The sequence below is a fragment of the Bradyrhizobium sp. th-b2 genome, assembly GCF_000426785.1.
Classification (GTDB): domain Bacteria; phylum Pseudomonadota; class Alphaproteobacteria; order Rhizobiales; family Xanthobacteraceae; genus Bradyrhizobium; species Bradyrhizobium septentrionale.
Window position 1 is genome coordinate 40,910 of the sequence record NZ_AUGA01000005.1, and the last position, 24,925, is coordinate 65,834.

At 65.1% G+C, this 24,925-nt stretch carries 24 protein-coding genes; 13 read left to right on the forward strand and 11 right to left on the reverse strand.

Annotation, left to right across the window (positions count from 1 at the left end; all coding sequences use genetic code 11):
- Positions 1–6: 6 nt before the first annotated feature.
- From K359_RS0109665 to K359_RS0109685, 4 genes are all read right to left on the reverse strand, one after another.
- Positions 7–1,629: an inorganic phosphate transporter gene (locus K359_RS0109665; RefSeq protein ID WP_029079155.1), complete on the reverse strand. Its 1,623-nt coding sequence runs from the start codon at positions 1,627–1,629 to the stop codon at positions 7–9.
- A gap of 289 nt (positions 1,630–1,918) precedes the next feature.
- Complete coding sequence (locus tag K359_RS0109675; RefSeq protein ID WP_029079156.1) at positions 1,919–2,359, reverse strand: DUF5413 family protein; 441 nt, start codon at positions 2,357–2,359, stop codon at positions 1,919–1,921.
- Positions 2,360–2,563: 204 nt separating this feature from the next.
- Positions 2,564–4,141, reverse strand: coding sequence for a hypothetical protein (locus tag K359_RS0109680; RefSeq protein ID WP_029079157.1), 1,578 nt, complete (start codon positions 4,139–4,141; stop codon positions 2,564–2,566).
- Positions 4,142–4,176: 35 nt separating this feature from the next.
- Positions 4,177–5,469, reverse strand: coding sequence for an adenylosuccinate synthase (locus tag K359_RS0109685; RefSeq protein WP_029079158.1), 1,293 nt, complete (start codon positions 5,467–5,469; stop codon positions 4,177–4,179).
- A gap of 347 nt (positions 5,470–5,816) precedes the next feature.
- Between K359_RS0109685 and ybaK the strand changes: the two genes are divergently transcribed.
- Positions 5,817–6,299, forward strand: a complete 483-nt coding sequence (gene ybaK, locus K359_RS0109695; protein WP_029079159.1) for a Cys-tRNA(Pro) deacylase — start codon at positions 5,817–5,819, stop codon at positions 6,297–6,299.
- An 88-nt stretch (positions 6,300–6,387) separates the two neighbouring features.
- Here the strand turns inward: ybaK and K359_RS0109700 are convergent, their stop codons facing one another.
- From K359_RS0109700 to K359_RS57185, 3 genes are read right to left on the reverse strand one after another with little or no spacing between them, the layout of a single operon-like run.
- Positions 6,388–6,606 (reverse strand): hypothetical protein, encoded by a 219-nt coding sequence (locus tag K359_RS0109700; RefSeq protein ID WP_029079160.1) that lies wholly within the window; start codon positions 6,604–6,606, stop codon positions 6,388–6,390.
- A 38-nt stretch (positions 6,607–6,644) separates the two neighbouring features.
- A complete protein-coding gene (locus K359_RS0109705; protein WP_245284559.1) occupies positions 6,645–8,009 on the reverse strand; it encodes a cytochrome P450 in 1,365 nt (454 codons plus the stop codon).
- Positions 7,969–8,625 carry an acyl-homoserine-lactone synthase gene (locus K359_RS57185; RefSeq protein WP_029079162.1) on the reverse strand — a complete coding sequence of 219 codons (657 nt, stop codon included), beginning with the start codon at positions 8,623–8,625 and terminating at the stop codon, positions 7,969–7,971. The genes K359_RS0109705 and K359_RS57185 overlap by 41 nt, the downstream gene beginning before the upstream one ends.
- Before the next feature lie 79 nt (positions 8,626–8,704).
- Here K359_RS57185 and K359_RS0109715 point away from each other — a divergent pair, with 79 nt between their 5' ends.
- The 5 genes from K359_RS0109715 (at position 8,705) to K359_RS0109735 (ending at position 13,556) form a co-directional block, all read left to right on the forward strand.
- Positions 8,705–9,478 carry a LuxR family transcriptional regulator gene (locus K359_RS0109715; RefSeq protein WP_029079163.1) on the forward strand — a complete coding sequence of 258 codons (774 nt, stop codon included), beginning with the start codon at positions 8,705–8,707 and terminating at the stop codon, positions 9,476–9,478.
- Between the two features lie 398 nt (positions 9,479–9,876).
- Positions 9,877–10,266 (forward strand): hypothetical protein, encoded by a 390-nt coding sequence (locus K359_RS0109720; protein WP_029079164.1) that lies wholly within the window; start codon positions 9,877–9,879, stop codon positions 10,264–10,266.
- 203 nt (positions 10,267–10,469) lie between these two features.
- Entirely contained in the window at positions 10,470–11,390 is a 921-nt protein-coding gene (locus K359_RS0109725) for a DMT family transporter (protein WP_029079165.1), read from the forward strand.
- A 94-nt stretch (positions 11,391–11,484) separates the two neighbouring features.
- Positions 11,485–12,294, forward strand: coding sequence for an MlaD family protein (locus tag K359_RS0109730; RefSeq protein WP_029079166.1), 810 nt, complete (start codon positions 11,485–11,487; stop codon positions 12,292–12,294).
- A 107-nt stretch (positions 12,295–12,401) separates the two neighbouring features.
- Positions 12,402–13,556, forward strand: a complete 1,155-nt coding sequence (locus K359_RS0109735; protein ID WP_029079167.1) for an alpha-hydroxy acid oxidase — start codon at positions 12,402–12,404, stop codon at positions 13,554–13,556.
- Positions 13,557–13,558: 2 nt separating this feature from the next.
- On the opposite strand, the gene K359_RS0109740 is transcribed toward K359_RS0109735, so the two are convergent.
- Positions 13,559–13,963 (reverse strand): hypothetical protein, encoded by a 405-nt coding sequence (locus K359_RS0109740; RefSeq protein ID WP_029079168.1) that lies wholly within the window; start codon positions 13,961–13,963, stop codon positions 13,559–13,561.
- Between the two features lie 86 nt (positions 13,964–14,049).
- Here K359_RS0109740 and K359_RS51575 point away from each other — a divergent pair, with 86 nt between their 5' ends.
- On the forward strand, positions 14,050–14,676 hold the full coding sequence (locus K359_RS51575) for a TetR/AcrR family transcriptional regulator (RefSeq protein ID WP_035976389.1): 627 nt from the start codon (positions 14,050–14,052) through the stop codon (positions 14,674–14,676).
- Positions 14,677–14,795: 119 nt separating this feature from the next.
- On the opposite strand, the gene K359_RS0109750 is transcribed toward K359_RS51575, so the two are convergent.
- Positions 14,796–15,197: a DUF1330 domain-containing protein gene (locus tag K359_RS0109750; protein ID WP_029079169.1), complete on the reverse strand. Its 402-nt coding sequence runs from the start codon at positions 15,195–15,197 to the stop codon at positions 14,796–14,798.
- Positions 15,198–15,326: 129 nt separating this feature from the next.
- Between K359_RS0109750 and K359_RS0109755 the strand changes: the two genes are divergently transcribed.
- Both K359_RS0109755 and K359_RS0109760 read left to right on the forward strand, forming a co-directional pair.
- On the forward strand, positions 15,327–16,172 hold the full coding sequence (locus K359_RS0109755; protein ID WP_029079170.1) for a hypothetical protein: 846 nt from the start codon (positions 15,327–15,329) through the stop codon (positions 16,170–16,172).
- A 249-nt stretch (positions 16,173–16,421) separates the two neighbouring features.
- Positions 16,422–17,363, forward strand: a complete 942-nt coding sequence (locus tag K359_RS0109760; RefSeq protein ID WP_035976390.1) for a DMT family transporter — start codon at positions 16,422–16,424, stop codon at positions 17,361–17,363.
- A 120-nt stretch (positions 17,364–17,483) separates the two neighbouring features.
- Here K359_RS0109760 and K359_RS0109765 read toward each other — a convergent pair whose 3' ends face one another.
- Complete coding sequence (locus tag K359_RS0109765) at positions 17,484–18,440, reverse strand: LysR family transcriptional regulator (RefSeq protein ID WP_029079172.1); 957 nt, start codon at positions 18,438–18,440, stop codon at positions 17,484–17,486.
- Positions 18,441–18,574: 134 nt separating this feature from the next.
- Between K359_RS0109765 and K359_RS0109770 the strand changes: the two genes are divergently transcribed.
- Together K359_RS0109770 and K359_RS0109775 are read left to right on the forward strand one after the other, a co-directional pair.
- On the forward strand, positions 18,575–18,958 hold the full coding sequence (locus K359_RS0109770; protein ID WP_035976393.1) for a nuclear transport factor 2 family protein: 384 nt from the start codon (positions 18,575–18,577) through the stop codon (positions 18,956–18,958).
- Positions 18,959–19,094: 136 nt separating this feature from the next.
- Positions 19,095–20,066 (forward strand): tripartite tricarboxylate transporter substrate binding protein, encoded by a 972-nt coding sequence (locus K359_RS0109775; RefSeq protein ID WP_029079174.1) that lies wholly within the window; start codon positions 19,095–19,097, stop codon positions 20,064–20,066.
- A gap of 219 nt (positions 20,067–20,285) precedes the next feature.
- Here the strand turns inward: K359_RS0109775 and K359_RS0109780 are convergent, their stop codons facing one another.
- A complete protein-coding gene (locus tag K359_RS0109780; protein ID WP_029079175.1) occupies positions 20,286–21,971 on the reverse strand; it encodes a methyl-accepting chemotaxis protein in 1,686 nt (561 codons plus the stop codon).
- Positions 21,972–22,253: 282 nt separating this feature from the next.
- On the opposite strand from K359_RS0109780, the gene K359_RS0109785 reads away from it, so the two are divergent.
- Together K359_RS0109785 and K359_RS0109790 are read left to right on the forward strand one after the other, a co-directional pair.
- Positions 22,254–23,297 (forward strand): C-terminal binding protein, encoded by a 1,044-nt coding sequence (locus tag K359_RS0109785; RefSeq protein ID WP_029079176.1) that lies wholly within the window; start codon positions 22,254–22,256, stop codon positions 23,295–23,297.
- Between the two features lie 154 nt (positions 23,298–23,451).
- Positions 23,452–24,798 (forward strand): ABC transporter substrate-binding protein, encoded by a 1,347-nt coding sequence (locus K359_RS0109790; RefSeq protein ID WP_029079177.1) that lies wholly within the window; start codon positions 23,452–23,454, stop codon positions 24,796–24,798.
- Positions 24,799–24,925: the final 127 nt, after the last annotated feature.

Genomic DNA, 24,925 nt, shown 5'->3' on the forward strand with positions numbered 1-24,925 from the left:
CTCCGGCTAAAACAAATGCGCGAAAACAAAGTACAGAAGGCCCGAGATCAGCATCGCCATCGGCAAGGTCAGAACCCAGGCCATGGCGATATTGCGGATTGTCGACCATTGCAGCCCGGACCCGTTCGCAGTCATGGTGCCTGCGATACCGGACGACAGCACATGGGTCGTCGACACCGGCAAGCCGTATCCGTCCGCAGCGGCGATGGTCGCAGCCGCGGTGATCTCGGCGCAGGCACCCTGCGCATAGGTCAGGTGGGTCTTGCCGATCTTTTCACCCACGGTCACGACAATCCGTTTCCAGCCAACCATCGTGCCGAGGCCGAGCGCGATGGCGACCGCAATCTTCACCCAGGACGGAATGAATTTGGTGGCGGCATCCAGCGAGCCCTTGTAGCGATTGAGCGTCGCGACGTCGGCATCGCTCAGCCCGCTGTCGCTGCTTTTCATGAGCAAGCGAAGCGCCTCCGATACCAGATACATATCGTTGCGCGTGTTGCCGACGGTCTCGGCCGGGAATTTTGCCAGCGAACCGTGCTGAACGACCTGGTCGCTGATTTCGCGGACGAGAACGGCAAGCGCTGGATAGGTATCGTCAGTGAGTTGCCGAAGCGCGATGTAGTTCGTCACGATGGGACGGGGGTCGCCCACAACCTTGCGATCGGCTCCCCTGCTCTCGACGACCTTGCTCGCCGCAGCCGAATTCGCGGTGAATGCTGCTATCTGACCAGCAGGCATCGCGCGGTTGAGTGCGTAAGCGGTTGGGACCACACCGATCAAAATGAGCATGATGAGACCCATGCCTTTTTGACCGTCGTTCGATCCGTGAAAGAAGCTGACCAGGGTACAGGTCAGGATCAGGATGCCTCGAATCCACCACGGCGGTGGCTGCTCGCCTTGCGGCTCGCCGAACAGGGCTGGTGTTGCGCGCAACAGCGCGCTTTTCAGCCCGTAGAGCAGGATGGCAGCAAGCGCAAATCCGAACAGCGGCGACAGCAGCAGCGCCTTGCCGGTATTGGCGGCCTGCGACCAATCCACGCCGGACGTCCCCTCTCTTCCGTGCATTAGGGCGTTCGCGATCCCGACGCCCATGATCGATCCAATCAGGGTGTGCGAACTCGAGGCGGGCAGTCCAAAATACCAAGTACCCACGTTCCAGATGATGGCAGCGATCAGAAGCGCAAACACCATTGCGAAACCGGCGCTGCTGCCAACCTGAAGGATCAATTCGACCGGCAACAAGGAGACGATGCCGAAAGCAACGGCACCACTGGATAGGAGGACGCCGATCAGGTTGAAGAAGCCTGACCAGACAACGGCAATGTGGGCCGGCATCGAACGCGTGTAGATCACGGTTGCGACGGCGTTCGCCGTGTCGTGAAAGCCGTTGACGAATTCGAAACCGAGCGCGATCAGCAACGCGACGAAGAGCAGCAGGAACGCGAGATAGGAGGTCTTGCCGGCCCCTGTGGCACCAACGTCGGCGTAAATGCTGTAGGCCACGAAAAGAAGCGCGGCCCCGATCACTCCCAGATAGATAATGCCGGTGAGGGGATGAAAGCCCTTCTCGAGATCGGGCCCGCCACGCCGCGCAGGCTCGATCGAACCAGGTAACGCTAGATCGCTCATCGATCGCCCCTCACAGCCGCGGGAGGACAAAAGCGGCCATGTGACATTGGGACTACGTTTACATGACGCCCATGTGACAGTTGCGTGAAGGAGGGCTCGGCCGGCTTGCGGCCAGCGTCTAATCTATTGATAAGACTACCGTAATGTCGCGATTGCTGCGCGCCACGCGTTATGCTGAGCTTCCGATTGCGATCCGCTCATTCGCGGTTGGGTCGCAGTCGATGACGCCGAAGCTGGCGACTTCCGCTATTCCCTTGGAAGCTGTCGATCGTGAGTACGACGACTTGCCCTAGTGTTGGGCCGACACCGACGGCGTCACCGGCTGGTAGAGCTCTTCGGCATATTTGTGCGCCAGCCAGGACGTGATCACGCACGGGATGAAGCCGACCAGCCCGTAGAGGATGAACTGCACCGGACCGCTTTCGGAGCCGTGCGAGGCATACATCAGCGCCGCGCCGACGAACGCCACGAGGCCGACGATCAGCATACGCACCGTTGGCGCGATCCGCTTCACATGCATCAGGATGTCGTCGATCGCGGCGAACATCAGCGACGGCACGATGCCGAACAGATAATTGTATTGCAGCGACTTCACGAACACGACGAGCAGCTTCGCCACCTCGCCGCCATTGGTCTCGGTCCAGTAGCCGGACTGATAGGTGGTCATCAGCAGCAGCAGGAAGCCTGCGATGAACGGCCCGATGGCTGCGAAGATCAGATAGCGTTTCATGGCGTGCCCTTGCCCGACGTCAGGCGAGTGTAACGCAGTCGCGCGACGGAGCTAGAGAAAATCGAAAACGCCCGGCAATGTTCCGGCGCTCTGCACGTCGAATGCGCTGCAACAGGCGGCCGCCGCGATGTCGCTGCGATACGGAATCGCCCGGACGGAGCCGGGCGATGAGGTCGTGAGGCACCGAGGCGAGCGCTAAGGCCGCTACTCGCCCCACGCCGCGAAGGCGTCGTTGAAGGCCCGCTCGCCGGGGGCGCCCTTTTCGATGGCGATGATGGCGCGGCGCTGGTTGGTGTAGACCAGCGGCACGTCGAACCACGAGCGCTCCTTCAGCAGCTGCAGATTGCGCGAGCGGTCGGCGTCGACATTGGAGAGGCCGACCAGGAAGAAGCCGTCGGTGACCTTGACCGCGAGCCCGGCCAGCGGCGTGCCGCGCGCCTGCTCGTTGGACTTCATCAGGATGCCCGGCACGTTGCCGACGCCGCCATTGGCGAAGTCCTGCGGCAGGATGAAGGTCAATTCCGCGGTGTGGCTCGCCGGCAGCGACGAATCGGTGTTGCGACGGAACGACATCGTCATCTTGAACTTGCGGTCGGGGATGTCGATGTCAGCGCGCACGGCGATGTCGGGCTTCTGGTTGCCGGAGCCCTTGATCTGCTCGGTGCGCCAGACCACCGAGCCGACATATTGCTTGCCCTTCGGATCCGACGGGTCCTCGTCATAGAGCACCACGCGCTGCGCCACCGGAGCGACCGGCTCGCCCGACGACGAGGGCTGCCCGACGCGGTCGGTGATCTTCTTGCTCGCAGGCGTCGCGGCGGCATCCTTCGGCGCCTCGACGGGCGCGGAGGACTTGAACAGGCTGCTGACGAAGGTGGTGACCTGCTGCCGCAACAGGATGCCGGTGCCGACCAGGATCAGCAGAATGCCGATCGCGATCGCGGTCTTGAACGGGAACATCGACCGGACGCGCGGCGGCTTGCTCGGCTCGCGCTCGCCATTGCCGATGCGCGACCGTTGCGGCGGCGGCGCCTGCGGCGGCTGCGGGGTGTAACGCTCCGCCTCCTCGACCGACTCCTCATAGGAATACGGCGCGTCGGGATCGGCGCCGCGGTTCTCCAGGCTCGGCTCGACCCGGTCGAATTCCGGCGAGGGCGACGGCACGTTGGCGTAGGTCTTGCGCGCGTTGCGGCTGGCCTGCGCCGCGGCGCGGCCGAGATCGTCGGCGTCGGCGGTGATGTCGCGGAAGCCGCGCACACCCGGCGCGGCCGGCGGCGCCGGAGGCTGCGCACCTTCCGGACCGCGGCGCGGCTGACCCGGCCGGGCCTGTGGCGGCTGGGTATCGAGGCCTGGCGGGACGTTCGGGGGAATCTGCGGGTTCTGCGGCCGCGGCGAGGCCGGCGCCGCATCGGGACGCAAATTGCGCGGCGGGCGGGGTTCGGCCGGCGGCCGCGGGCGCGCGGCAGCGTCGGCGGAATTGGCCTCGGGCGGCCGGGGATTCGCGCGGCGCAGCGTATCGCTGCTGCGGGCGGCACCGCCGCCACCGGGGCGGGAGGCCTCACGGGCGCGCTGCGCGGCCTCGGATTCGACCTTGCGAACCGCCTCTTCCAGCGACAGCCGTTCGCGGGTGATCTCGGACTCCGAGAGCGGCGGCTGCACGCCACGGAGTTGCTGGATCAACGCCGTCCGCGCCCGCGCGTACAGCGCGCGGCGGGCTTCGCCGGGAGCGTTGGGGTCCAGTCCGGCGATGGCACGGGCGATCAGCGGGTAGTAGTCAGCCATTTCCACACAATTGGTGGGATATAGGTAATATCCCGTTAAGCCTCGAACGGATTCTGTACCAGAATAGTATCTTCACGCTCCGGGCTGGTGGACAGCAGGGTGACCGGGCACCCCACCAGCTCCTCGACCCGGCGAACGTATTTGATGGCCTGGGCCGGCAGGTCCGCCCAGGAGCGCGCATTGGCGGTCGGCTGCTTCCAGCCCTCGATGATCTCGTAGATCGGCTCGACCCGGGCCTGCGCGCCCTCGCCTGCCGGCAGATGGTCGATTTCCCTGCCGTCGAGCTTGTAGCCGATGCAGACCTTGATGCTGTCGAACCCGTCGAGAATATCGAGTTTGGTCAGCGCCAGCCCGGCAATTCCGCAGGTACGGACAGTCTGTCGCACCAGCATGGCGTCGAACCAGCCGACCCGGCGCTTGCGCCCGGTGTTGACGCCGAATTCCTTGCCGCGGCGGCCGATTTCCTCGCCGATCTCGTCGTTCAGCTCGGTCGGGAACGGACCCTGGCCGACGCGGGTGGTGTAGGCCTTGCAGATGCCCAACACATAGCCGACCGCGCCCGGACCCATGCCGGTGCCGGTCGCGGCCTGCGCCGCCACCGTGTTGGACGACGTCACATAGGGATAGGTGCCGTGGTCGACGTCGAGCAGCGCGCCCTGCGCGCCCTCGAACAGGATGCGCTTGCCCTCGCGGCGCTTGAGGTCGAGCAGCCGCCACACCGTCTCGGCATAGGGCAAAAGCTTCGGCGCCATCGCCGTCAGCTCGGCCAGAATGCCCTTGCCGTCGATCTCCTCCAGATTGTGGCCGCGGCGCAGCGCATTGTGATGCGCCAGCAGCCGTTCGATCTTGTGCGGCAGGGTGTCGAGGTCGGCGAGGTCCATCAGGCGGATGGCGCGGCGGCCGACCTTGTCCTCATAGGCCGGGCCGATGCCGCGGCGGGTGGTGCCGATCGAGGTGATGGCGTTGCCGGATTCGCGCAGGGAGTCGAGTTCGCGATGCAGCGGCAGGATCAGCGTGACGTTCTCGGCGATGCGCAGATTGTCCGGCCCGACCGCAACGCCCTGCCCCTTCAGCTTGGCGACCTCGTCGAGAAAGGCCTGCGGGTCGAACACCACGCCATTGCCGATCACCGCCAGCTTGTTCGGGCGCAGCACGCCGGACGGCAGCAGCGCCAGCTTGTAGGTCTCGCCATTGATCACGAGCGTATGGCCGGCATTGTGGCCGCCCTGGAAGCGCACGACGATGTCGGCCTGTTCCGACAGCCAGTCGACGATCTTGCCCTTCCCTTCGTCACCCCATTGGGCGCCGACGACGACAACATTGGCCATTTCGAAGATGTTCCCTTCAGGTGTTTCAGACCATGATCGCGGCGAAAACGCGTCCGCCCACAGCGATCCTGCATGATATGCCCAGCCCAAATCACGGCGCCCGGCCGCGCGCACGCAAGGCGCCTACCGGATAAAGGAAGCGGCCCGGCTTCGCAAGCAAGAAGGGGGTCGTTTATGCCTTTTAGACGAGCGACAACCCTTTGATATCCCCTAAAAATTCCACCCCGTGCGCGGCGGCGGCGCCCTGGCCGGAATTTAATGTTGGCGCGGCCCGGTGCGACCCGATCGGCCGATTGATCGCAGCCGCCATTGCGGCGATCATTCAGCTGGATTAACCGGCAGGGTCCATGCCCAATTCGACACCAGCAACCATGGCGCTGCGGAAGCTAGGCCTTGCCTTCAAGCTCCACACCTATGTCTACGATTCCAGCGCCGAGAGCATCGGGCTGCAGGCGGCGGAGGCGCTCGGCGTCGAGCCGAACCGGATGCTGAAGACGCTGATGGCCGAGGTCGACGGCAAGCCGGTGTGCGCCGTGGTGCCGTCCGACTGCGAGGTCAGCATGAAGAAGCTCGCCGCCGCGCTCGGCGGCAAGTCGGCCAGGATGATGCGCCCGGCCGATGCCGAGCGGCTGACCGGCTACCATGTCGGCGGCATTAGCCCGTTCGGCCAGAAGAAGCGGGTGCCGACCGCGATCGACGAGACCGCCCTCACCCACATCACCGTGTTCGTCAATGGCGGCCAGCGCGGCCTGCAGATCGAGATCGATCCGAACGACGCCGCGCTCGCCGCCGGCGCCACGATGAAGGCGCTGGTGGCGACGCAAGACTAGAGCGGGATGACTTTTCTTCGAAACGTCGTCCCGCCCCATCCCTTTGTTTTGAGCATGATCTTTTTCGCTTGAAAACGCTCTGATGCGATCAATGCGGGGATTTGTCCCTGCCGAACTCGGCGCCAACGAGGTCGGACAGGCCGGACAATTCCTCTGCCGAAATATCGTTGACGTTGAGCCGCAGCTGCATGATCGCGAGGTCGAGCAAATGTGCCGCAAAGCTTGCGCCGGCCGCCCTCACGATGTTGCGCTGCTCGATCAACACCGTGATGACGTCGCGCAAACTGCGCACTTGCACTTGATCCATCGCCCTCTGCCCGATGCTGGCCGTTGTGATGTGTGTTGTCATTGGGATACCGATTGTAGTGTGCTGATGGACGCCGTGGCGGCGGACGGAATGTAGGGCAGGTGCTGAGCTTCCTCGCCCAGGCGCAGGATGCGCGAGGGCACTTCGCGGACTTCGATGTCGATCGTCATGGGCGGCGGAATCAACGTCACCGACGCTTTCGGCCACGGCGCCGGATTTGGCGTGACGGCGGTGAAGCGATAGGCGGCGGCGATCTCGAGCGCGAGCAATTGCAGCTCCAGCATCGCAACCCCCATCCCGGCGCAGGCGCGCGGACCGGCACCGAACGGGATGTAGGCATCGGTGTTGTAGCGCCGCGTCATCAGGAAGCGGTCGGGATCCTCGAAATGCCTGCCATCGCGCTGCAATTGCCAGGGGCAGATCAACAGCGAGGTGCCGACCTTGAGGTCGTGCCCGCCGATCGTCACCGGCTGCATCACCTCACGCGAGAACCACCATGCGCTGGGATAGAGCCGGCAGACCTCCTTGACCAGCGTCGCGCTCAGATTGGCGCGCTTCACTGCGTCTAGTCGCAGTTCGCCGTCGTCGCCAAGGCACTCCGCGGCCTCGTCGGCGATGTCGTCCATCAGCGCGGGATCGGCGGCCATGTGGTAGAACATCCATGCCGCGGTCGAACCTGTGGTGTGATGGCCGGCCAGCAGCAATGTCAGGATCTCGTCCTCGAGATCGCGATCACTCAGACCGAGCGCCTCGAGATCGCGCAGCGCGCTGCTCGAACCCGCCTTGCGGCGCAGCCGCTGCACCACCGTCGACATGGCAAGCTTGGCACAGACCCGGTTCTTGCGGCGGCGGTACCAAGCCACCGGACCGAACGGCAAGGCGCGGAACATCTCCTCCGCCAGATCGTCCTCGATCGCGCCGACGGCCTGAACCAGGGCTTCCTCGTCGCCAGACGACATCACCTGGGAGCCGAAGATCGCGACGCAGATCGTCCGCAGCGCCAGCATCGCGGTGACGTGGTGCGGATCGAACGATCCGAGCCGCGCCAGGCTGGCGCCGACCGCACGGATCTCAGCGCACATATGCGGCAGGAATTTCTCGACGCTGCCTTTGGCCATGTGTTTCTGCAGCACCGCCCGCCGCCGTTTGTGCTCCTCGCCGCTAAGCATCAGCGAGCTGCGGCCGAGCACCGGCGTCAGCTTCTTGATCAGCTTGCCCTTTCCGATGTCGGTCTCCGGCGCCTTGAGGATCGGGCGCAGCAGATCGGGATCGTTCACCAGGAAGACCGGCGCAGGACCGAGCCGCAACGGCACCAGCCCCCGCTCTGCCTCGTTACCGCGCGTCAGCAACAGACGCAGCGGATCATGCTGGAATGCTCGAACGTCCGAGAACATGTGAAGCATCGTGGATCTCCAATTGCCGTCCAAGGTCGAGGAATTTGGTCAGGCCGGGATTGTCGGCAAGACCAAGCGGGATTTCTCCGGCGAGCGCCGTCAGCGGGCGGCCCATGCGATCATTGCCGATCACCTGCGGCGGGCCGTAGCGGCGGGTGCGGACGTCCATGCGGGTGAGAAAACGCTCATAGGAGAGGTCGGCCAGCGCCACGAGCGCCTTCGCTCCGCGCAGCTCGGCGAAGCGGAACATCAGCGCGTAGTTCACGCGTGCAGTCTGCGACCTCGCGACACCAGGCAGCACGCCGAAACGGCTGATCTCCCAGGCGTCACGGCGGCTCGGAAAGCGGCGCACCGCAAGCTGCGGGAACACCGACTTGGTGAGATAGGGATAATCGGTGCGAACCGCCCGGAAGCCGCCGACGAGCTCGACGCCGGAGAACAACAGGCAGTGCTCGGTATACCAGCAGTCGAACTGATCGCGTTCGACATCCCCGACCGTGGTCAGAAGCCAGCCGCAATGGTCGACGAACAGCCGCTTGCGCAGCCGCAACATCGCTCCGACATGCGCCGGATCAAGCTCTTCCCTGGTGATGAGTGCATGAAAGCCGTCCAATGAATGCGGCATTATCCTTTCCTCCAAATGCGGAACATCTGGAACAAAAGGGGCCAACTGTGGTACCCCCGGAAACCGGGGGTTTTAGTCAATGGGCCTGGTAGACGCGATTTCGACCATCGAGGCGTCAGATACCATCGACGAGCTCAGCTCGTCATTGCATCGCATTGTCCAGAACTACGGCTTCTCGGGCTTCGCCTTTGTCGATGCCGGCCGGCCCGATCTTGATCTGCCCTACCATATCGGCACATTTCCCGACGCCTGGAAGCGGGCGTATGTGCAGAACGAGTTCGTGCATGCCGATCCGGCGCTGGCGCGCTCGCGACGTACCAACACGCCGTTCAGCTGGAGCAGCCTGAAGCTGCCGGAGCGAAGCGGACACAAGCGGGCGCCCGAGGTCAAGACGATGGATGCCGCCCGGGAGTTCGGATTCAAGGACGGCTTCGTCGTGCCGTTCCACTATCGCGACCGGCTCGGCGCCGTGCATTCGAGCTCGACGGTGTTTTTCTGGCAAGACCAGCCGCGCGATTTCGACAAGCTGTTCGTCTGCCATCGGCATGAACTGCATCTGTTGATGATCTACTGGGTGCAGCGGGCGATGGACATCGTCAACCGCGACCAGCGCAACGCGCCGACCATCCTGCGGCCTGCCGACGCTGCCGAGACGATCAAGCTCACGGCCCGCGAAAAGGAAGTGATGGCGTGGGCGGCGCGCGGCAAGACCGTGGTCGACACCGCGCAGATCCTCGGCATCTCGCCGGAGACCGTGGAGGGCTTCATCAAGCAGGCGCTGCGCAAGCTCCAGGCGTCCAACAAGACACACGGCGTGGCGAAGAGCATCGCGCTCGGGATCATCGACCTGTGAGCGGCGCCGCGCGGCCATCGCAGCGTGCTCAGGGCTGCTGCCGCGCCCACCGCATGGCCCCGCGAACAGCAAACGCGGCATTATGTGGCAAGGTCACCTATCCGGGTTGGGTTCGTCACACGCATCGCCCCCTGATTGCATTCGCGGACGGTCTTGATAAAAAAGCGAAGGTCGGATGATGCGGATGCGAGCATCTCGGGCCATGGGGTGCGCGGGCCGCGCGATTGGGCGGCTGGAGTCCAGGTACGGATCGTCCTGCGCGTCGCCCGGTTCGGTGGGACCATTTGTCTATCCGAATGATCCGCCGGAGTCCCATTGCGGCGCGCTGGTCATTTGCCGGCAGCCTTCGTCGACAAATTGCGGTCCACAGCCATTGCCGGAGATGGTCTGAACGCACCATGAGCACATCGCAGGACGACCAGATCGACCAACTGGTGCAGGCGCGCTGGCGCGAGATCGGGCTGTCGCAGGCCGATCTCGCCGAGATCCTGTGCGCGGGCGCCTCGCTGCAAAAGAACGGCGTGAGCGGTACGGTGAAGATCGATACCGGCCGTCTGGCGACCGTCGCCGAGATGCTCGGGATCGCCGCCGACATCCTCAACCGGCGGAGCGCAACCACCGCGCCGACACAGGGCGGCGGCCACACCGCGGAATCGCTGCAATCGCTGCTCGAACTGCGCATGCTGCGGGTGTTCCGCGAGGTGCAGGATCCCGACACCAAGCGGATCCTGATCGAGCTCGCCGAGCAGATCGTCAAGCGCCAGACCACGCCGCCGCAAACCAGTTAGAGGCTCATCCCGGCCCGCAAAGCGCCGTAGTAGCGGAAGCGCCGTCGCCCGCCGCGAAAGGGGCCTTCGCGCATGGTCGCGATGCGTCCATCCCCATTGAAGGATCGGCGGAATCCGTGTCTGTGACAGGGGCCGGGGAGATCCATACCGGCCCGGCGATGCCAGCCGGGCAGGCCGCGGCGTCGTGAACCCGGGCCTGTCGCATGTCTGCCTCCGATTCCACCACCACGCCTGCGTCCGGTTCCTGGATCGCCAACCAGCCGTATCTTTTGCTCTGCATCACCGCGATGTGCTGGGCCGGCAATGCCATCGTCGGCCGGCTCGCCGCCGGCCACATTCCGCCGGTGACGCTGTCGTTCCTGCGCTGGTCGGCGGCGTTCCTGATCATCCTGCCGTTCGCCTGGAAGCACCTCGCCCGCGACTGGCCCGCGATCCGCAAGAATCTCGGCATCATGATGCTGCTGTCGATCACCGGCATCAGCGCCTTCAACACGCTGCAATACTGGGCGCTCGAGCACACCCAGGCGCTCAACACGCTGCTGCTGCAATCGGCGGCGCCGCTGGTGGTCGCACTGTGGTCGCTGATCCTGCTCGGCACACGGCTGACGCTGGCGCAGTTGCTTGGCGTCTCGCTGTCGCTGTGCGGCGTGCTGGTGATCCTGCTGCATGGCGACCTCACCACGCTGTCGAAGATCGACTTCAACAAGGGCGACCTGATCTTCACCGTCGCGCTGGTGATCTTCGCGCTGTATTCGGTGCTGACCTTGAAGCGGCCCAACATCCACGGCCTGTCGGTCGCGGCCTTCACCTTCGGCTGCGGCGCGCTGTTCCTGGTCCCGTTCTTCATCTGGGAACTCGGCGCGCGCCCGGTGATGCAGCTCACGACCAACAACCTGCTGTCGCTGTTCTATGTCGCGGTGTTCCCCTCGACGCTGGCCTATCTGTGCTTCAACCGCGGGGTGCAGCTGATCGGCGCCAACCGCGCCGCGCCGTTCTTCCATATGGTTCCGGTGTTCGGCACCATTATGTCGATCGTGTTCATCGGCGAGCATCCGCAGGCCTTCCATTTCATCGGCTTCGCGCTGGTCTTGGCCGGCGTCTTCGTGGCGTCGCGGAAGCAGTAGGCCTGATCGGTCCCTGCGCCCCCGAGGTCTGCGGTGACTATCGGCGGCAAATCCGCTATCTCCTAGGGTCTGCTTTGCGGACAGGTCCCAACATATGGCGCGCGCCAGCAATCTCTTGATCGGCACCCTGACGCTGGCCCTGATCGCCGGCTCGCTCGGCGGCTGGCTGGGCTATCAGCGCTATGCCGGCATCAAGCGCATGGTGCCGTTCCGCGTCGTGTTCGAGGGCTCGGCGTCGGGCCTGCGCCGCGGCGCCAGCGTCAATTTCGCCGGCGTGCGGATCGGCGAGGTGGTCTCGATCAGGCTCGACCGCCACCGTGTGGTGGCGATGACGCGGATCGAGGGCAACGCTCCGATCAAGAAGGACACCCAGGTCGGCCTCGAATTCCAGGGCCTGACCGGGATCGCCTCGATCTCCTTCAGCGGCGGCACCGACGACGCCGCGGCGCCGCCGGTCGGCGCCGATGGCATTCCGGAGCTGACCGCCGACGCCGAAGGCACGATGGGCATCCAAGAGAAGCTGCGCGTCGCGCTGCGCAATGTCGACCGCGTCATCACCGAGAACGAGGCCGACATCAAGGACTCGCTGCTCGGGCTCGAGAACTTCACCAATTCGCTGTCGGGCAATGGCGAGCTGATCGCCGCCTTCATCGACGCCGCCGACGCCGGCGTCAGCGCGGTCGACGACAAGATGACCTCGGCCGACAAGTTCCTGAAGAGTTTCGGCAGCGACAAATATGGCGGCGATCTGCTGCCGACCGTGATCTCGCTGCGCGAGCTGATCCAGAGCTTTGACAAGAAATCCGGCGCCGTGATCGCCGAGACCCGCAAGACACTCATCGACGTCAGCCAGTCCGTCAACAAGTTCAACGAGAAGATTGTCGGTTCAGGGGGCAGGCGCTAACCTGAAGCTCCAACCAAGAACCAAGAACAACGGAAACGCCAGACGTGCACGACCGAACCGCAGCCCCTTCCCCGCCTCCCGCAACCGTCAACCGCGCCGCACCCGCTGTGCCGCGGCGCTTGCGGCACTATCTCACGCTCGACGATTTCGAGCCGCAGGCCCGGCGGCTGCTGCCGAAATTCCTTTACGGCTACATCTCGGGCGGCGCCGAGACCGACGCGGCCCGCACCGACAATCGCAGGGCGTTCGACGAATACGGCTTCGTGCCGCGGGTGCTGAAGGACGTCTCCGGCCGCGACCAGACCACGACGCTGTTCGGCAAGACCTACGCCTCGCCGTTCGGCATTCCGCCGATGGGCTCGTCAGCGCTGTGCGCCTATCGCGGCGACATCGTGCTGACCCGCGCCGCGGCCGCCGCCAACGTCCCGATGATCCTCTCGGCTTCCTCGCTGATCACGCTGGAGGACGTCCGCGCCGCCAACCCTTTAGCCTGGTACCAGGCCTATCTCGCCGGGCTCGACGAACGCATCGAGCCGCTGGTCGATCGCGTCGCGGCGGCCGGCTACGACACCTTCGTCGTCACCGCCGACGTCCCGGTGCCGCCCAACCGCGAGAACAACATCCGCAACGGCTTCCAGGTGCCGCTTGCGATCACGCCTCGGGTGTTCTGGGACACCATCAGCCATCCCGACTGGCTGCTGAACACCTGGGCGCGCACCGTGTTCAATCACGGCATGCCGCATTTCGAGAACATGGACGCCAAGCAGGGTCCGCCGGTGCTGTCCAAGAACCTGATGCGCAACATCGGCAGCCGCGACCAGCTGGCCTGGAAGCATGTCGAGCTGATCCGCAAGCGCTGGAGCGGCAAGCTGGTGGTCAAGGGGCTGATCTCGCCGGAAGACGCGCGGCTGGCGCGCGAGCACGGCTGCGACGGCGTGATGGTCTCCAACCATGGCGGCCGCCAGCTCGACTACACCGTCTCCGGCTTGCGCACGCTGCAGGAGATCGCGGCGCAGAAGGGCAACATGACCGTGATGGTGGACGGCGGCATCCGTCGCGGCACCGACGTCATCAAGGCCTTGGCGCTGGGAGCGGACTTCGTCTGGGTCGGCCGTCCGTTCCTCTATGCCGCCGTGGTCGCGGGCGAAGCCGGCGTCGCGCGCGCGATCTCGCTGCTGCATGACGAGATCGACCGCGACCTCGCCCTGCTCGGCATCCGCAGCCTGAAGGAGATCACCCCGGACCTGGTGCGGAAGTTTTGAGCTCACGCATAGCGCGCCGCGCCCATGCACAGCGCGGTGATCGCGAGCAGCCCGGCCGCGATGCGCTGGGCGACCGCGAGCCGCGCGCGCGCCGCTGACGGATCGCCTGCGCTGGTGCGCAACTGCCTGACGGCGCCGCCGCCGACGATGATCTGCACCGCGATTGCGGCCAGCGCAGCGATCGCGCCCCCGGCCAGGATCTTCTCCGACAGCGCAAACGAGCCCTCATGGACCAGACGCCAGAGCGTGGCGCCGGTGACGATCGCGACCGTCGCGGCGCCGATCTGCGGGCCCAGCAGCTTCTCGCCGCCGAGACCGCCGGTGCGCGCCAAGGTGAAGCTGGAGCCGGCCCAAAACACCGATGACAGGACATGAAGGGACAGGGCTATGATGAGGGCGGTCTGCATGATGTTGCTCCAAAGGGCATTGAGAATGGGCTGGGAAATTAGATATACATAATGTATAGTCAATCTGACGAAAGCAAGGCCAGCCGATGCCGCCGCGCAGCTATGTGAGCCCGGCACGCAGCGCAGCTGCCGCCGAGACGCGCGAGCGCGTGATCGAGGCCGCCTCGCGCACCCTGCGTGAGGACGAGAGCATCGCGCGCTTCTCGCTGGATACGGTGGCGAAGGCGGCCGGCGTGACCCGGCTCACCGTCTACAACCAGTTCGGCTCGCGGAGCGGGCTGCTCGAGGCCGTGTTCGACGAGATCGCCCGTCACGGCGGCCTGCATCAGCTCGCCGACGCCATGACGATGGCCGATCCGCGTGCCGCGCTCGACCGCACGGTCGAGATCTTCTGCGGCTTCTGGAGCCGCGATTCCGCGGTCGCCCGGCTGCACGACGCGATGGCGACCGATCCCGAATTCGCCGAAGCGGTGCGCGAGCGCAACGAACGCCGCCGCCGCGGCGTCACCGCATTGATCGACCGTATCGCGGGCCGGAGCGCGTCGCCGCAGGCCCGCAAGGACGCCGTCGACCTGATCTTTGCACTGACGAGCTATCCGACCTTCGCCTCGCTGAGCGCGGGGCGGTCGAGGGATGAGATTTGCCGGGTGGTGCAGGCGGCCTGCCGCGCGGCGTTGACGCCACTCGCGCCGCTTTCAGACCCGTCATCCTGAGGCGCTCGCGAAAGCGAGCCTCGAAGGATGAATCGGCCACAGTCGGACCGTCGACCCTTCGAGAAGCGCTTCGCGCTCCTCAGGGTGACGGTGGTGGAGTTGCGAAAGGCGCGCTCGCCTCACCCGACCTTGAACTTGCTGTAGGCCTCGCGCGTCGCGATGATGACGTGCTGCTCGCAGCCGTTGCGGCGATGTGGGTCGCAGCGGTTTTCGTAGTCGGCCGAGGTCATCATGTCGATGAAGGCTGCGACGTTCGGATAGTAGACCAGCGCGAGATAATCCCAGCGCTGGCCGGCCGGCTCGCCCAGCGCGACCGTCTCGGCGTTTCCGGTCCACAGCAGCGTGCCGCCGCGCGCCTTGATCATCGGCACGGTGAGCGCGCTGTAACGCAGGTACGCATCCCAGCCCGAGCCGTCGCCGTCGAGCGATCGCTCCCGAAATCGCATCAGATTGACCATCACGACCGGAGCCTGGCGATCCAGCTCGTTCAGGCCTTTGACGTTCAAGAGATCGACACCCATCACCCGCTCCCGCCCAAAGCCCTTTGGTCCAGCCGCATCGGTTCGGCCGCAAACATTATGTCACATCGCGGGACTAGCCTGAAATACCGCCGAGCCCTAAGCTGGCCCCTGCTCTCGGAGGTCAAGGCCGTGATGACCCTTCCCGAACTTGCAGCCGACGCGCTCGGCAAATTCCTCGGCGAATACATGCAGCGCAGATTTGGCTCTTCGCAAACCGAGCTGGTGGAGATGGTGCCATCGATCGCGCGGATCGCGATCGAATGCATCGGCAACAGCGACGCGCTCTATCACAATGTCGAGCACACCATGCTGGTGACGCTGGCCGGCCACGACATCCTGCGCGGCCGCGCGCTGCATTCGCACATGAGCGCCGAGGACTATGCGCATGTCATCATCGCCTGCCTCACCCATGACATCGGCTATGTGCGCGGGCTGTTCGAGGCCGATGGCCAAGACGGCTATCTGATCAATGCCGATGGCCGCAAGGTGATCCTGCCGCGCGGCTCGTCGGATGCGGCGCTGATGTCCTATCACGTCGACCGCTCCAAGATCTTCGTGATGGAACGGATCAAGGGCGTCGCCCAGCTCGACAAGGAGCGCATCGCCCGCGCCATCGAGGGCACCCGCTTTCCGCTCACCGCCCCTGATGACGATGAGGATTTCGGTGAAGAGGCCACCTTGCTGCGCGCCGCCGATCTGATCGGCCAGCTCGGCGACCCCCACTACATCCGCAAGGCCAACGCGCTGTACATCGAGTTCGAGGAGGCCGGGCTGAACCGCCAGCTCGGCTACGATTCGCCGGCCGATCTCGTCGACCTCTATCCGCGCTTCTACTGGGACAGCGCCGCGCCGCATGTGCAGCCGGCGATCCGTCACCTCAACGTCACCTCCAGCGGGCGGCAATGGATCGCCAATCTCTACAGCAACGTGTTTCGCGCCGAGCGCGACATCTCGCTCTCGGGGCCGCAGAAATAGGCGGGGCGTCGGAGACACGCGCAATATCTATCTCCGTCATCCTGAGGTGCGAGCGGAGCGAGCCTCGAAGGGTGCACGGCCCTGCTGGTGGCCGTCGACCCTTCGAGACGCGCGTGCCGCGCTCCTCAGGGTGACGGAATCAAGTATTCATGACGCCGCGCGAGCGACGACGAGCTTGGCCGCGCATGGCACCAATCCGCTCTTTCGTCTTGTCGCGGCGGCGGATTCGGGCACAACATCCGCCAGATAATGACCGCTTTGCCCGCACCTGCCACAACGCTCCGCCGCTCGCCGCTGCACTGGCTCAACAACCAGCCCTATCTGCTGCTCAGCCTGACCTCGCTGTTCTGGGCTGCCAACATCGTGCTGGCGCGCCATGTCGGCAGCCATGTGCCGCCGGTCACGCTGACCACGATCCGCTGGTTCGGCGTGTTCCTGATCCTGCTGCCGTTCGCCTGGCCACATCTGAAGCGGGACTGGCCGAAGCTGCGCAGCGCACTGCCGCTGATGCTGCTGTTGTCCGCGGTCGGCTTCGCCTTCAACAACGCGATCTCCTACTGGGCGATGCAGTATACCGAGGCGCTGAACGCGCTCTTGATCCAATCGGCGGGGCCGCTGTTCGTGGCGCTGTGGTCGCTGATCCTGTTCGGCGTGCGGCTGACGCCGGCGCAGCTTGCCGGCATCGCGATCTCGCTGGCCGGCGTGCTGACCATCATCCTGCGCGGCGACTTCTCGGCACTCGCCAGCATCAGCTTCAACCGGGGCGACATCATGTTCGGCGCCTCGCTGGTGTCGTTCGGGCTGTATTCGGCGCTGATCCCGCGGCGGCCGAAAATCCATCAGCTCTCGCTGATCTCGTTCACCACCTGCTGTGGTGCGCTGATGCTGTTGCCGGTGGCGGCCTGGGAATTCGCCAACGGCGTGACGCTGAAGCTCGACGTTCTGACGTTTGCCACGCTGGGCTACACGCTGATCTTCCCGTCGACGCTCGCCTATCTGTTCTTCAACCGCGGCGTCGCGCTGATCGGCCCGAACCGCGCGGCGCCGTTCTTCCATCTGGTGCCGGTGTTCGGCTCTGCGATGGCGATCCTGCTGCTCGGCGAGACGCTGGCGCCATTTCATTTGATCGGCTACGCGCTGGTGCTCGCCGGCGTCGTGATCGCTTCGCGGCAAGGATCGGCGAAGCGCTAGCTGACGCCGAGGATATGGCTAGAGATTTTCGGTTCTGATTGAATCAGAACCGAAGCTCTAGCTTTTTGTTTTGACGCGTTTTCTTCACGCGAACCGGGGTCCACTTCGCTCGAAAACGCTCTAGCCTACCTTGCGCAAGCCGGCGGATTTGCGTGGCGAATGTGGCTTTGCCGCCAGCGTTTCCGTGATGAAGTCGATAAACCGCCTCACCTTGGCCGGCACGTGGTTACGCGAGGCGTAATAGACATAGAGCGGAAAACGCTCGTCGGGCCAGTCCGGAAACAGCTCGATCAGCGCGCCGCTCCTCAGGTGATCGTCGAGCCCGAGATCGATCACCTGGGCGACGCCGAAGCCGGCCAGGCAAGCGCCGAGCTTGGTTCCTGAATCGGTCACGGTGAGCCGCCCGTTGACCGCGACCGGCACGACCTCGCCGCCGCGCCAAAACTCCCAATCGAACGGACGCCCGGTCGCCGCGTCGATTGCCAGGATGCACTGATGGTCGCGGCTCGCCAGTTCCCGCGGATCAAGCGGCTGGCCGTGTCGTTCGAGATAGATCGGCGAGGCCACGGTGAGCACGCGCGCATCGAGTACGCGGCGCGCAATCAGCGCCGACGGCGCCGGCTCGCCGAAGCGCACCGCCAGATCAAAACCGTCGCTGACCAGATCCGCGATCCGGTCGCGGGTCTCGATACGCAGATCCATGCCTGGATTCTGCAGCAGGAACTCGCTCAGCTTCGGCGACAGCACCATGCGGGAGAACAGCGGGTCGACATTGACCCGCAGCCTGCCGCGGACCGCATCGCGCGATTTCGAGGTCTCCGCCGCCGCCTCGCCGATCCCGGCCAGATGCGCGGCAACCCGCTCGTACAGCGCGCGTCCTTCCTCGGTGAGCTCGACGGCGCGGCTTGTGCGATGAACCAGCCTGGTGTCGAGGCGCGCCTCGAGCTTGGCGATCGCCTTGCTGACGCCGGACTGCGTCATGCCGAGCCGTTCGGCGGCCTTGCCGAAGCTGCGCGCGTCCGCAACGGCTGCGAGGATCACAAGCCCGCCGACGAGCCGACCGTCAACTTCGTCCATGTCGATGCCTCTCAGTCATCCATGAGATGACAGTCCAGTCGTAGCACTCCGCGACCGTATCGGCCACTGTCGGCGCAGACCACCGGTTCGATCCGGTGGGGTCACCGCCACATCATCCGCTACGGAGTTTTGCCATGAGCGACATCCAGGCCATCGCATCCGCGATCGAAGGATATTTCAACCTGATGTATGACGTCGACGATAGCCGGTTCCGCGACGTCTTCTCCGATGCCTGCATCGTGCACGGCATCCGGGACGGCAAGCACACGGTGCGGTCGGCCGCGGAATTCCGCGACTTCATCCGCAGCCGACCCTCGCCGGCGTCGATGAAATCGCCGCGCGAGGAGGCCATCATCAGCATCGACCAGACCGCGTCCGATCTGGCCATCGCCAAGGTGCGCGTCAGGGCCGGCCAAACCGGCTTCATCGACCATCTCGTGTTTCATCTGATCGACGGCAGGTGGCTCGTCACCACCAAGGCTTTTCACGTCGCGCAGGTCTTCCCGGTGGGATCGTAGCGTCCCCACCCGCGTCCGGGAGTGGCCATGCGGCGAAAGGCTGCTCCCGGCACGGCTTCCGCAGCCGTGGCGGCCGGGCTAGCTTCGGCCGCAATGGGCCTGTTCAGGGCCCGCGCGGGGGGACGACGACATGATCATGGGATCGCGACGATACTGGTGCCTGGCGGCCGCAGCCGCCGCCGTGCTCGTGGCGATATCCGAGACGGCACTTGCCCAGACCTATCCCACGCGCAACATCACGCTGGTGCTGCCGTTCGCCGCCGGCAGCGGCACCGACACCACGACGCGGTTGATTTCCAAGGAGCTCGGGGTTGCGCTCGGCGTCGGCATGGTGATCGACAACCGGGCCGGCGCCAACGGCTCGATCGCGGCGAACTATGTCGCCCGCTCCGCCCCCGACGGTTACACCTTGTTCGTCACCACCAACACGACACACTCGGCCAATCCGTATCTGCTGAAAACCATGAACTACGATCCGATCAAGGATTTCACGCCGATCGCGCGCACCGGCGACCTGCCCTTCATGCTGGTGATCCATCCGGACATCCCGGCGAACTCGGTCGCCGAGTTGATCGCGCTCGCCAAGAAGGAGCCGGGCAAATACACCTATGCCAGCGGCTCGTCGTCGGCGAGCGTCTCCGGCGCGACCTTCGCCCGCCTCGCAGGCATCGACCTGTTGCACGTGCCCTACAAGAGCTCGCCGCCGGCACTGACCGACGTGATCGCCGGCCGCATCTCGATGATGTTTATCGACGTCCCGACCGGGTTGCCGCACGTCAACGCCAAGGCGCTGAAGCCGCTCGCCGTGACCACCAAGCGGAAATCCGCGCTGCTGCCGGACCTGCCCACAATGGACGACACCGTGAAAGGTTTCGACATCACCTCCTGGCAGGGCTATCTCGGCCCCGCCAACATGCCGAAGGATGTCGTCGTCAGGCTGAATGCGGAGATCCGCAAGATCGTCGAGCGGCCCGACATCAAGAACCAGCTCGCCGAGCGCGGCATGGAGGCATTCTCCGGCACGCCCGAGGAGTTCGAGGCGTTCCTCAAGGAGCAGTTGGTGCTGTGGGAGAAGCTGATCGCCGACGCCGGGATCGAGAAGCAGTAATGGATTCTTGATCCGTCATGGCCGGGCTTGACCCAGCCATCTACGTCTTCTCTTGCCGCGATCAAAAACGTGGATGCCCGGGACAAGCCCGGGCATGACGGCAATCTTCGGCGAGGATCGTAGGGTGGGTTAGCCGAAGGCGTAACCCACCGACTTCGTGCCGCGATGAAGATGGTGGGTTACGCTTCGCTAACCCACCCTACCCAACTACGCAATCCGTTACGCCGCGCGGACCTTCTGCAGGAACTCGTCGACCGCGTTGCGCAGCATGCCGGACTGGGTGTCCAGCTCGCGCGCATTCGACAGCACGTCGCCCGCCGCGGTGCCGGTGGCGGCGGCTGCGGTGGTGACGCCGCCGATATGGGCGGAGATCTCGCTCGAGCCGGCCGCGACCTGCTGGATGTTGCGGGCGATTTCGCGCGTCGCATCGCCCTGCTGGTCGATCGCGGTCGAGATCGAGGCCGTGATCTCGCTCATCTGCGCGATGGTCGCGGTGATGCCGCCGATCGAAGTCACCGCCTCGCCGGTCGAGGCCTGCATCGCGGCGACCTGCGCCGAGATCTCCTCGGTCGCCTTCGCGGTCTGGTTGGCCAGCGCCTTCACCTCGGAGGCGACCACCGCGAAACCGCGGCCGGATTCGCCGGCGCGCGCCGCCTCGATGGTGGCGTTGAGCGCGAGCAGATTGGTCTGGGCGGCGATCGAGTGGATCAGCTTGACCACCTCGCCGATCTTCTCGGCGCCGGTGGAGAGCGCCTGCACGGTCGCATTGGTGCGCTCGGCATCGGCCACCGCCTGGCTCGCGACCTCGCTGGAGCGCGCCACCTGGCGGGAGATCTCGGCAACCGAGCTGGAGAGCTCCTCGGCCGCGGCTGCGACAGTGCCGACATTGTTGGAGGCAGAGTCGGATGCCGCGCCGACGGTCGCGGCGCGCGCGCTGGCGTCGCTGGCGGTCGCAGTCATCGACTGTGCCGTGGTCTGCATGCCGGCGGCGGCGGAAGCTACCGTCCGGACGATGCCGTTGACGCTGCGCTCGAAATCGCTGGCAATGTTCTGCATCGCCGAGCGTCGCTCGGTGGCGGCGCGCGCCTGAGTCTCGGCCTCGGCCTGTTCGAGACCGCGGATCCGAACCGCATTGTCCTTGAAGATCTGCACGGTCGCCGCCATGCCGCCGACCTCGTCGCCGCGGCCGACGCCGGGGATGTCGCCGTCAAGCTTGCCGTCGGCAATGTCGCGCATGCGGCTGCCGAGCAAGTTGAGCGGCCGGGAGATGCTGCGGCCGATCAGCCAGGCGACCGAACCGGAAATGATGCCGATGCCGAGGATCGCAAGGCCGAGCAGCCACGCGATCGGCCGCATCTTGGCGTCGATATCCTCGAGATAGGCGCCGGTGCCGACATACATGTCGAAACCGGGAACCGCCACCGCATAGCCGACCTTGCGGATCGGGGTCTCCTGGCCGGGCTTCACATACTCATAGAACAGCAGGATCTCGCCCTTGGACTTCACGCCGTCCATCAATTCCTGCGAGAGCTTGCGGCCGTTGGTCACGACGTCCATGCGGTTGGTTCCGACCTGCTTCGGATCGGGCGCCAGCACCGTGATGCCGTTGTAGTCGGTGCCGAACAGATAGCCGGCGCCGTTGTCATAGGTCATGGTGTTGGCGCGCTTGCCGAACTCGGCGAGCGCCGCCTCCTTGGTCATCTTGCCGGCATCGACATCCTTCTTCAGGCCCGCCGCCATGTTCTTCGCCATCTCGACCATGGCCTTGGCCTGGTCGATGCGCGCATTCGTCATCTCACGCTGCATCAGATTGATCGCGAGGATGCCGGCGGTGCACAGGCCGATCAGGGCCACCCCCACCAGAATGCCGAGCTTGGGGGTGATCTTCATATTTGACAGCTTCACGGGGGTCTCCAGGAGGCGGGGAACGCGACGCGATTGGCGGATTGATTCGGTTCACCGTAATGTGAGACCCTTTACCCGATGGTTACGGAGGTTCCCCGTAGAAGCCCGGAGAATCGGGCCGCGGACCAACCGGCAATTGTAGAGGGAATGGCGCAGCTCGCGTACAAGTATGGGAAAGCGGTGACGCAAGCCGCGCTCCAAGAAGCAACAAGACCAAGAAGCAAGATCAAGAACCGAACCAGCAAGAAGCAAGAACAGAAGACCTCACATCGGGAGCAGACAATGTCGAAATTCAGGGTGGTGACGCCGAAGGGCGCGAGCTTCACGGTCGCCGGCGGCGGCTACGATTATGAGCGCGAGGCGCTCGATCTGATCGGCGCCGAGATCGTCGAGGCGCCGGCCAACGAGGCCGAATTCATTGCCGCGGCACGGACCGCGGACGCGATCTACGCCAAGGGCATGCCGATCACGAAAGCGGTCATCGACGCGCTGGAGAACTGCAAGGTGATCACGCTCGGCAGCGTCGGCGTCGACTCGGTCGACGTCAAGGCCGCGACCGCGCGCGGCATCCCCGTCACCAACATCCCCGACACCTTCATCGAGGAGGTTGCCGACCACGCCATGATGCTGTTGCTCGCTGGCTTCCGCCGCCTGATCGAGCAGGACAAGATGGTGCGCAGCGGACGCTGGGCCGAGGGCCGCCCGGCGCTGTTGAAGATTCCGCGGCTGATGGGCCAGACCCTCGGCTTCGTCTCGTTCGGCCGGGTCGCACGCGCGGTGGCCAAGCGCGCCGCGCCGTTCGGGCTTCGGATGATGGCCTACGATCCCTTCATCCAGGAAACCCTGATGTACGACCACGGCGTGATCCCCTCGACGCTGTCGGAGGTGCTGTCGCAGTCGGATTTCGTCTCGATGCACGCCCCGGCGCGGCCCGAAGTGCATCACATGCTGACCGAGAAGCATTTTCGCCAGATGAAAAAATCGGCCGTCTTCATCAACACCGGCCGCGGCGCCACCGTCGACGAGGAATCGCTGATCAAGGCGCTGCAGGAGGGTTGGATCGCCCACGCCGCGCTCGACGTGCTGGAAAAGGAGCCGCCGTCGCACAACAATCCGATGCTCGGGATGGACAATGTTACCTTGACCGCCCATGTCGCCTCGGCGTCGGCACGTTTTGACGAGGCGCGCAAGCGCCGGGTGGGCTACGAATTGTCACTAGTGCTCCAAGGCATGTGGCCGGTAAGCTGCGTCAACCCGTCGGTGCTGCAAAACACCGCGTTGCGTCGCTGGCAGCCCGTCAGCATGGATCGCGGTCCGAACAGCTAGGCGGGAATGCGTTCTTCGCACGAGGGCCCGTCTCGCTGACGATACGGGCCCTTCGTGTGGCGGGCGCCAAGAACCACAAGATCCTTGACTACAAGACCCGTCACCGGCGGCCAAAACGCCGGGAAGCAACAACAAAAAAGGGAGTGCGAACGACATGAAGTACGAGATCACGCGCCGCGACGCGCTGGCGCTGGGGGCGTCCGCAGCGGCACTGGCAGTCACCGGCGCTTCGGCGCAGGAAGCGTCGAAAGTCAAGGCTGCCGACGTGGCGGCGCCGTCGCTGCCGATCGAAAAGGGCGCGACCTTGCGCATGCTGCGGCCGGTGCGCTTCGTGCAGGCCGACGAGGACGTGTTCCGCGCCAATGCCAAGCGCTTCACCGACAAGACCGGCGTCGAGGTCAAGGTCGACTTTGTCGGCTGGGAAGACATCAACCAGCAGACCGCGGTGACCTCGAACTCCGGCGCCGGCCCCGACATCATCATCGGCTTCGGCGATGCACCGCACATCTATATCGACAAGCTGATCGAGCTGACCGACGTGGCCGACTATCTGGACAAGCGCTACGGCGGATGGCTGACGCTGGCGCGCCGCTACGGCATGCGCTCGAAGTCGAAGAGCTGGGTTGGCCTGCCGTTCGGCGCCTCGGGCGGCCCCTTGGTCTACCGCAAGTCGCTGGTCAATGCGGCCGGCTTCGACAAGGTACCGGAAGACCATGCCGGCATCCTCGAGCTCTGCAAGAAGCTGAAAGCGGCCGGCAAACCGGCCGGCTTTGCGCTCGGCAACGCGGTCGGCGACGGCAACGGCTTCGCCAACTGGCTGTTGTGGTCGCACAACGCCGCGCTGCTCGATGAGGAAGGCAATATCATCATCAACAGCAAGGAGACGATCGCGGCGCTGAAATATTTGAAGGAGCTCTATCCGAACTTCATCGCCGGCACGCCGTCTTGGAACGACGTCTCCAACAACCGCGCCTACTCGTCGCAGGAGATCGGCCTGACCGCCAACGGCGTCTCGCTGTACTTCTCGCTGAAGAACGATCCCGCGACCAAGGCGGTCGCCGACGACACCCAGCATCAGTTCCTGCCCAAGGGGCTGGCACCGGTCTCTCCGATGTCGGGCCTGACGCTGAACGCGATGGCGTTCAAGCACAGCCCCTATCCCAACGCGGCGAAGGCGTTCCTGCAGTTCATGCTGGAGCACGAGCAGTACGAGCCTTGGCTCAACGCCAACTCCGGCTACTGGTCGCAGCCGCTCGCGGCCTACGCCGATGCGGCGGTGTGGTCGGGCGATCCCAAGGTCGCGATCTTCAAGGACACCATGAAGAGCCCCTATTACAACGGCTACAAGGGGCCGATCTCGACCGCGACCGGCGCCGTCAACGCCGACTATGTTCTGGTGCAGATGTGCGCCTCGGTGGCGACCGACGCCGCAACGCCGGAAGCCGCCGCCGCGGAAGCCGAGCAGCGCGCTAAGCGGTACTTCCGGCGGCAAGGCCGGTAACGGCGGTCATTGAACCGTAGATCTGGACCAACCGTCATTGCGAGCGAAGCGAAGCAATCCATAGCACCACCAGGGAATGGATTGCTTCGTCGCTTCGCTCCTCGCAATGACGGCAGCGGATGAGCAT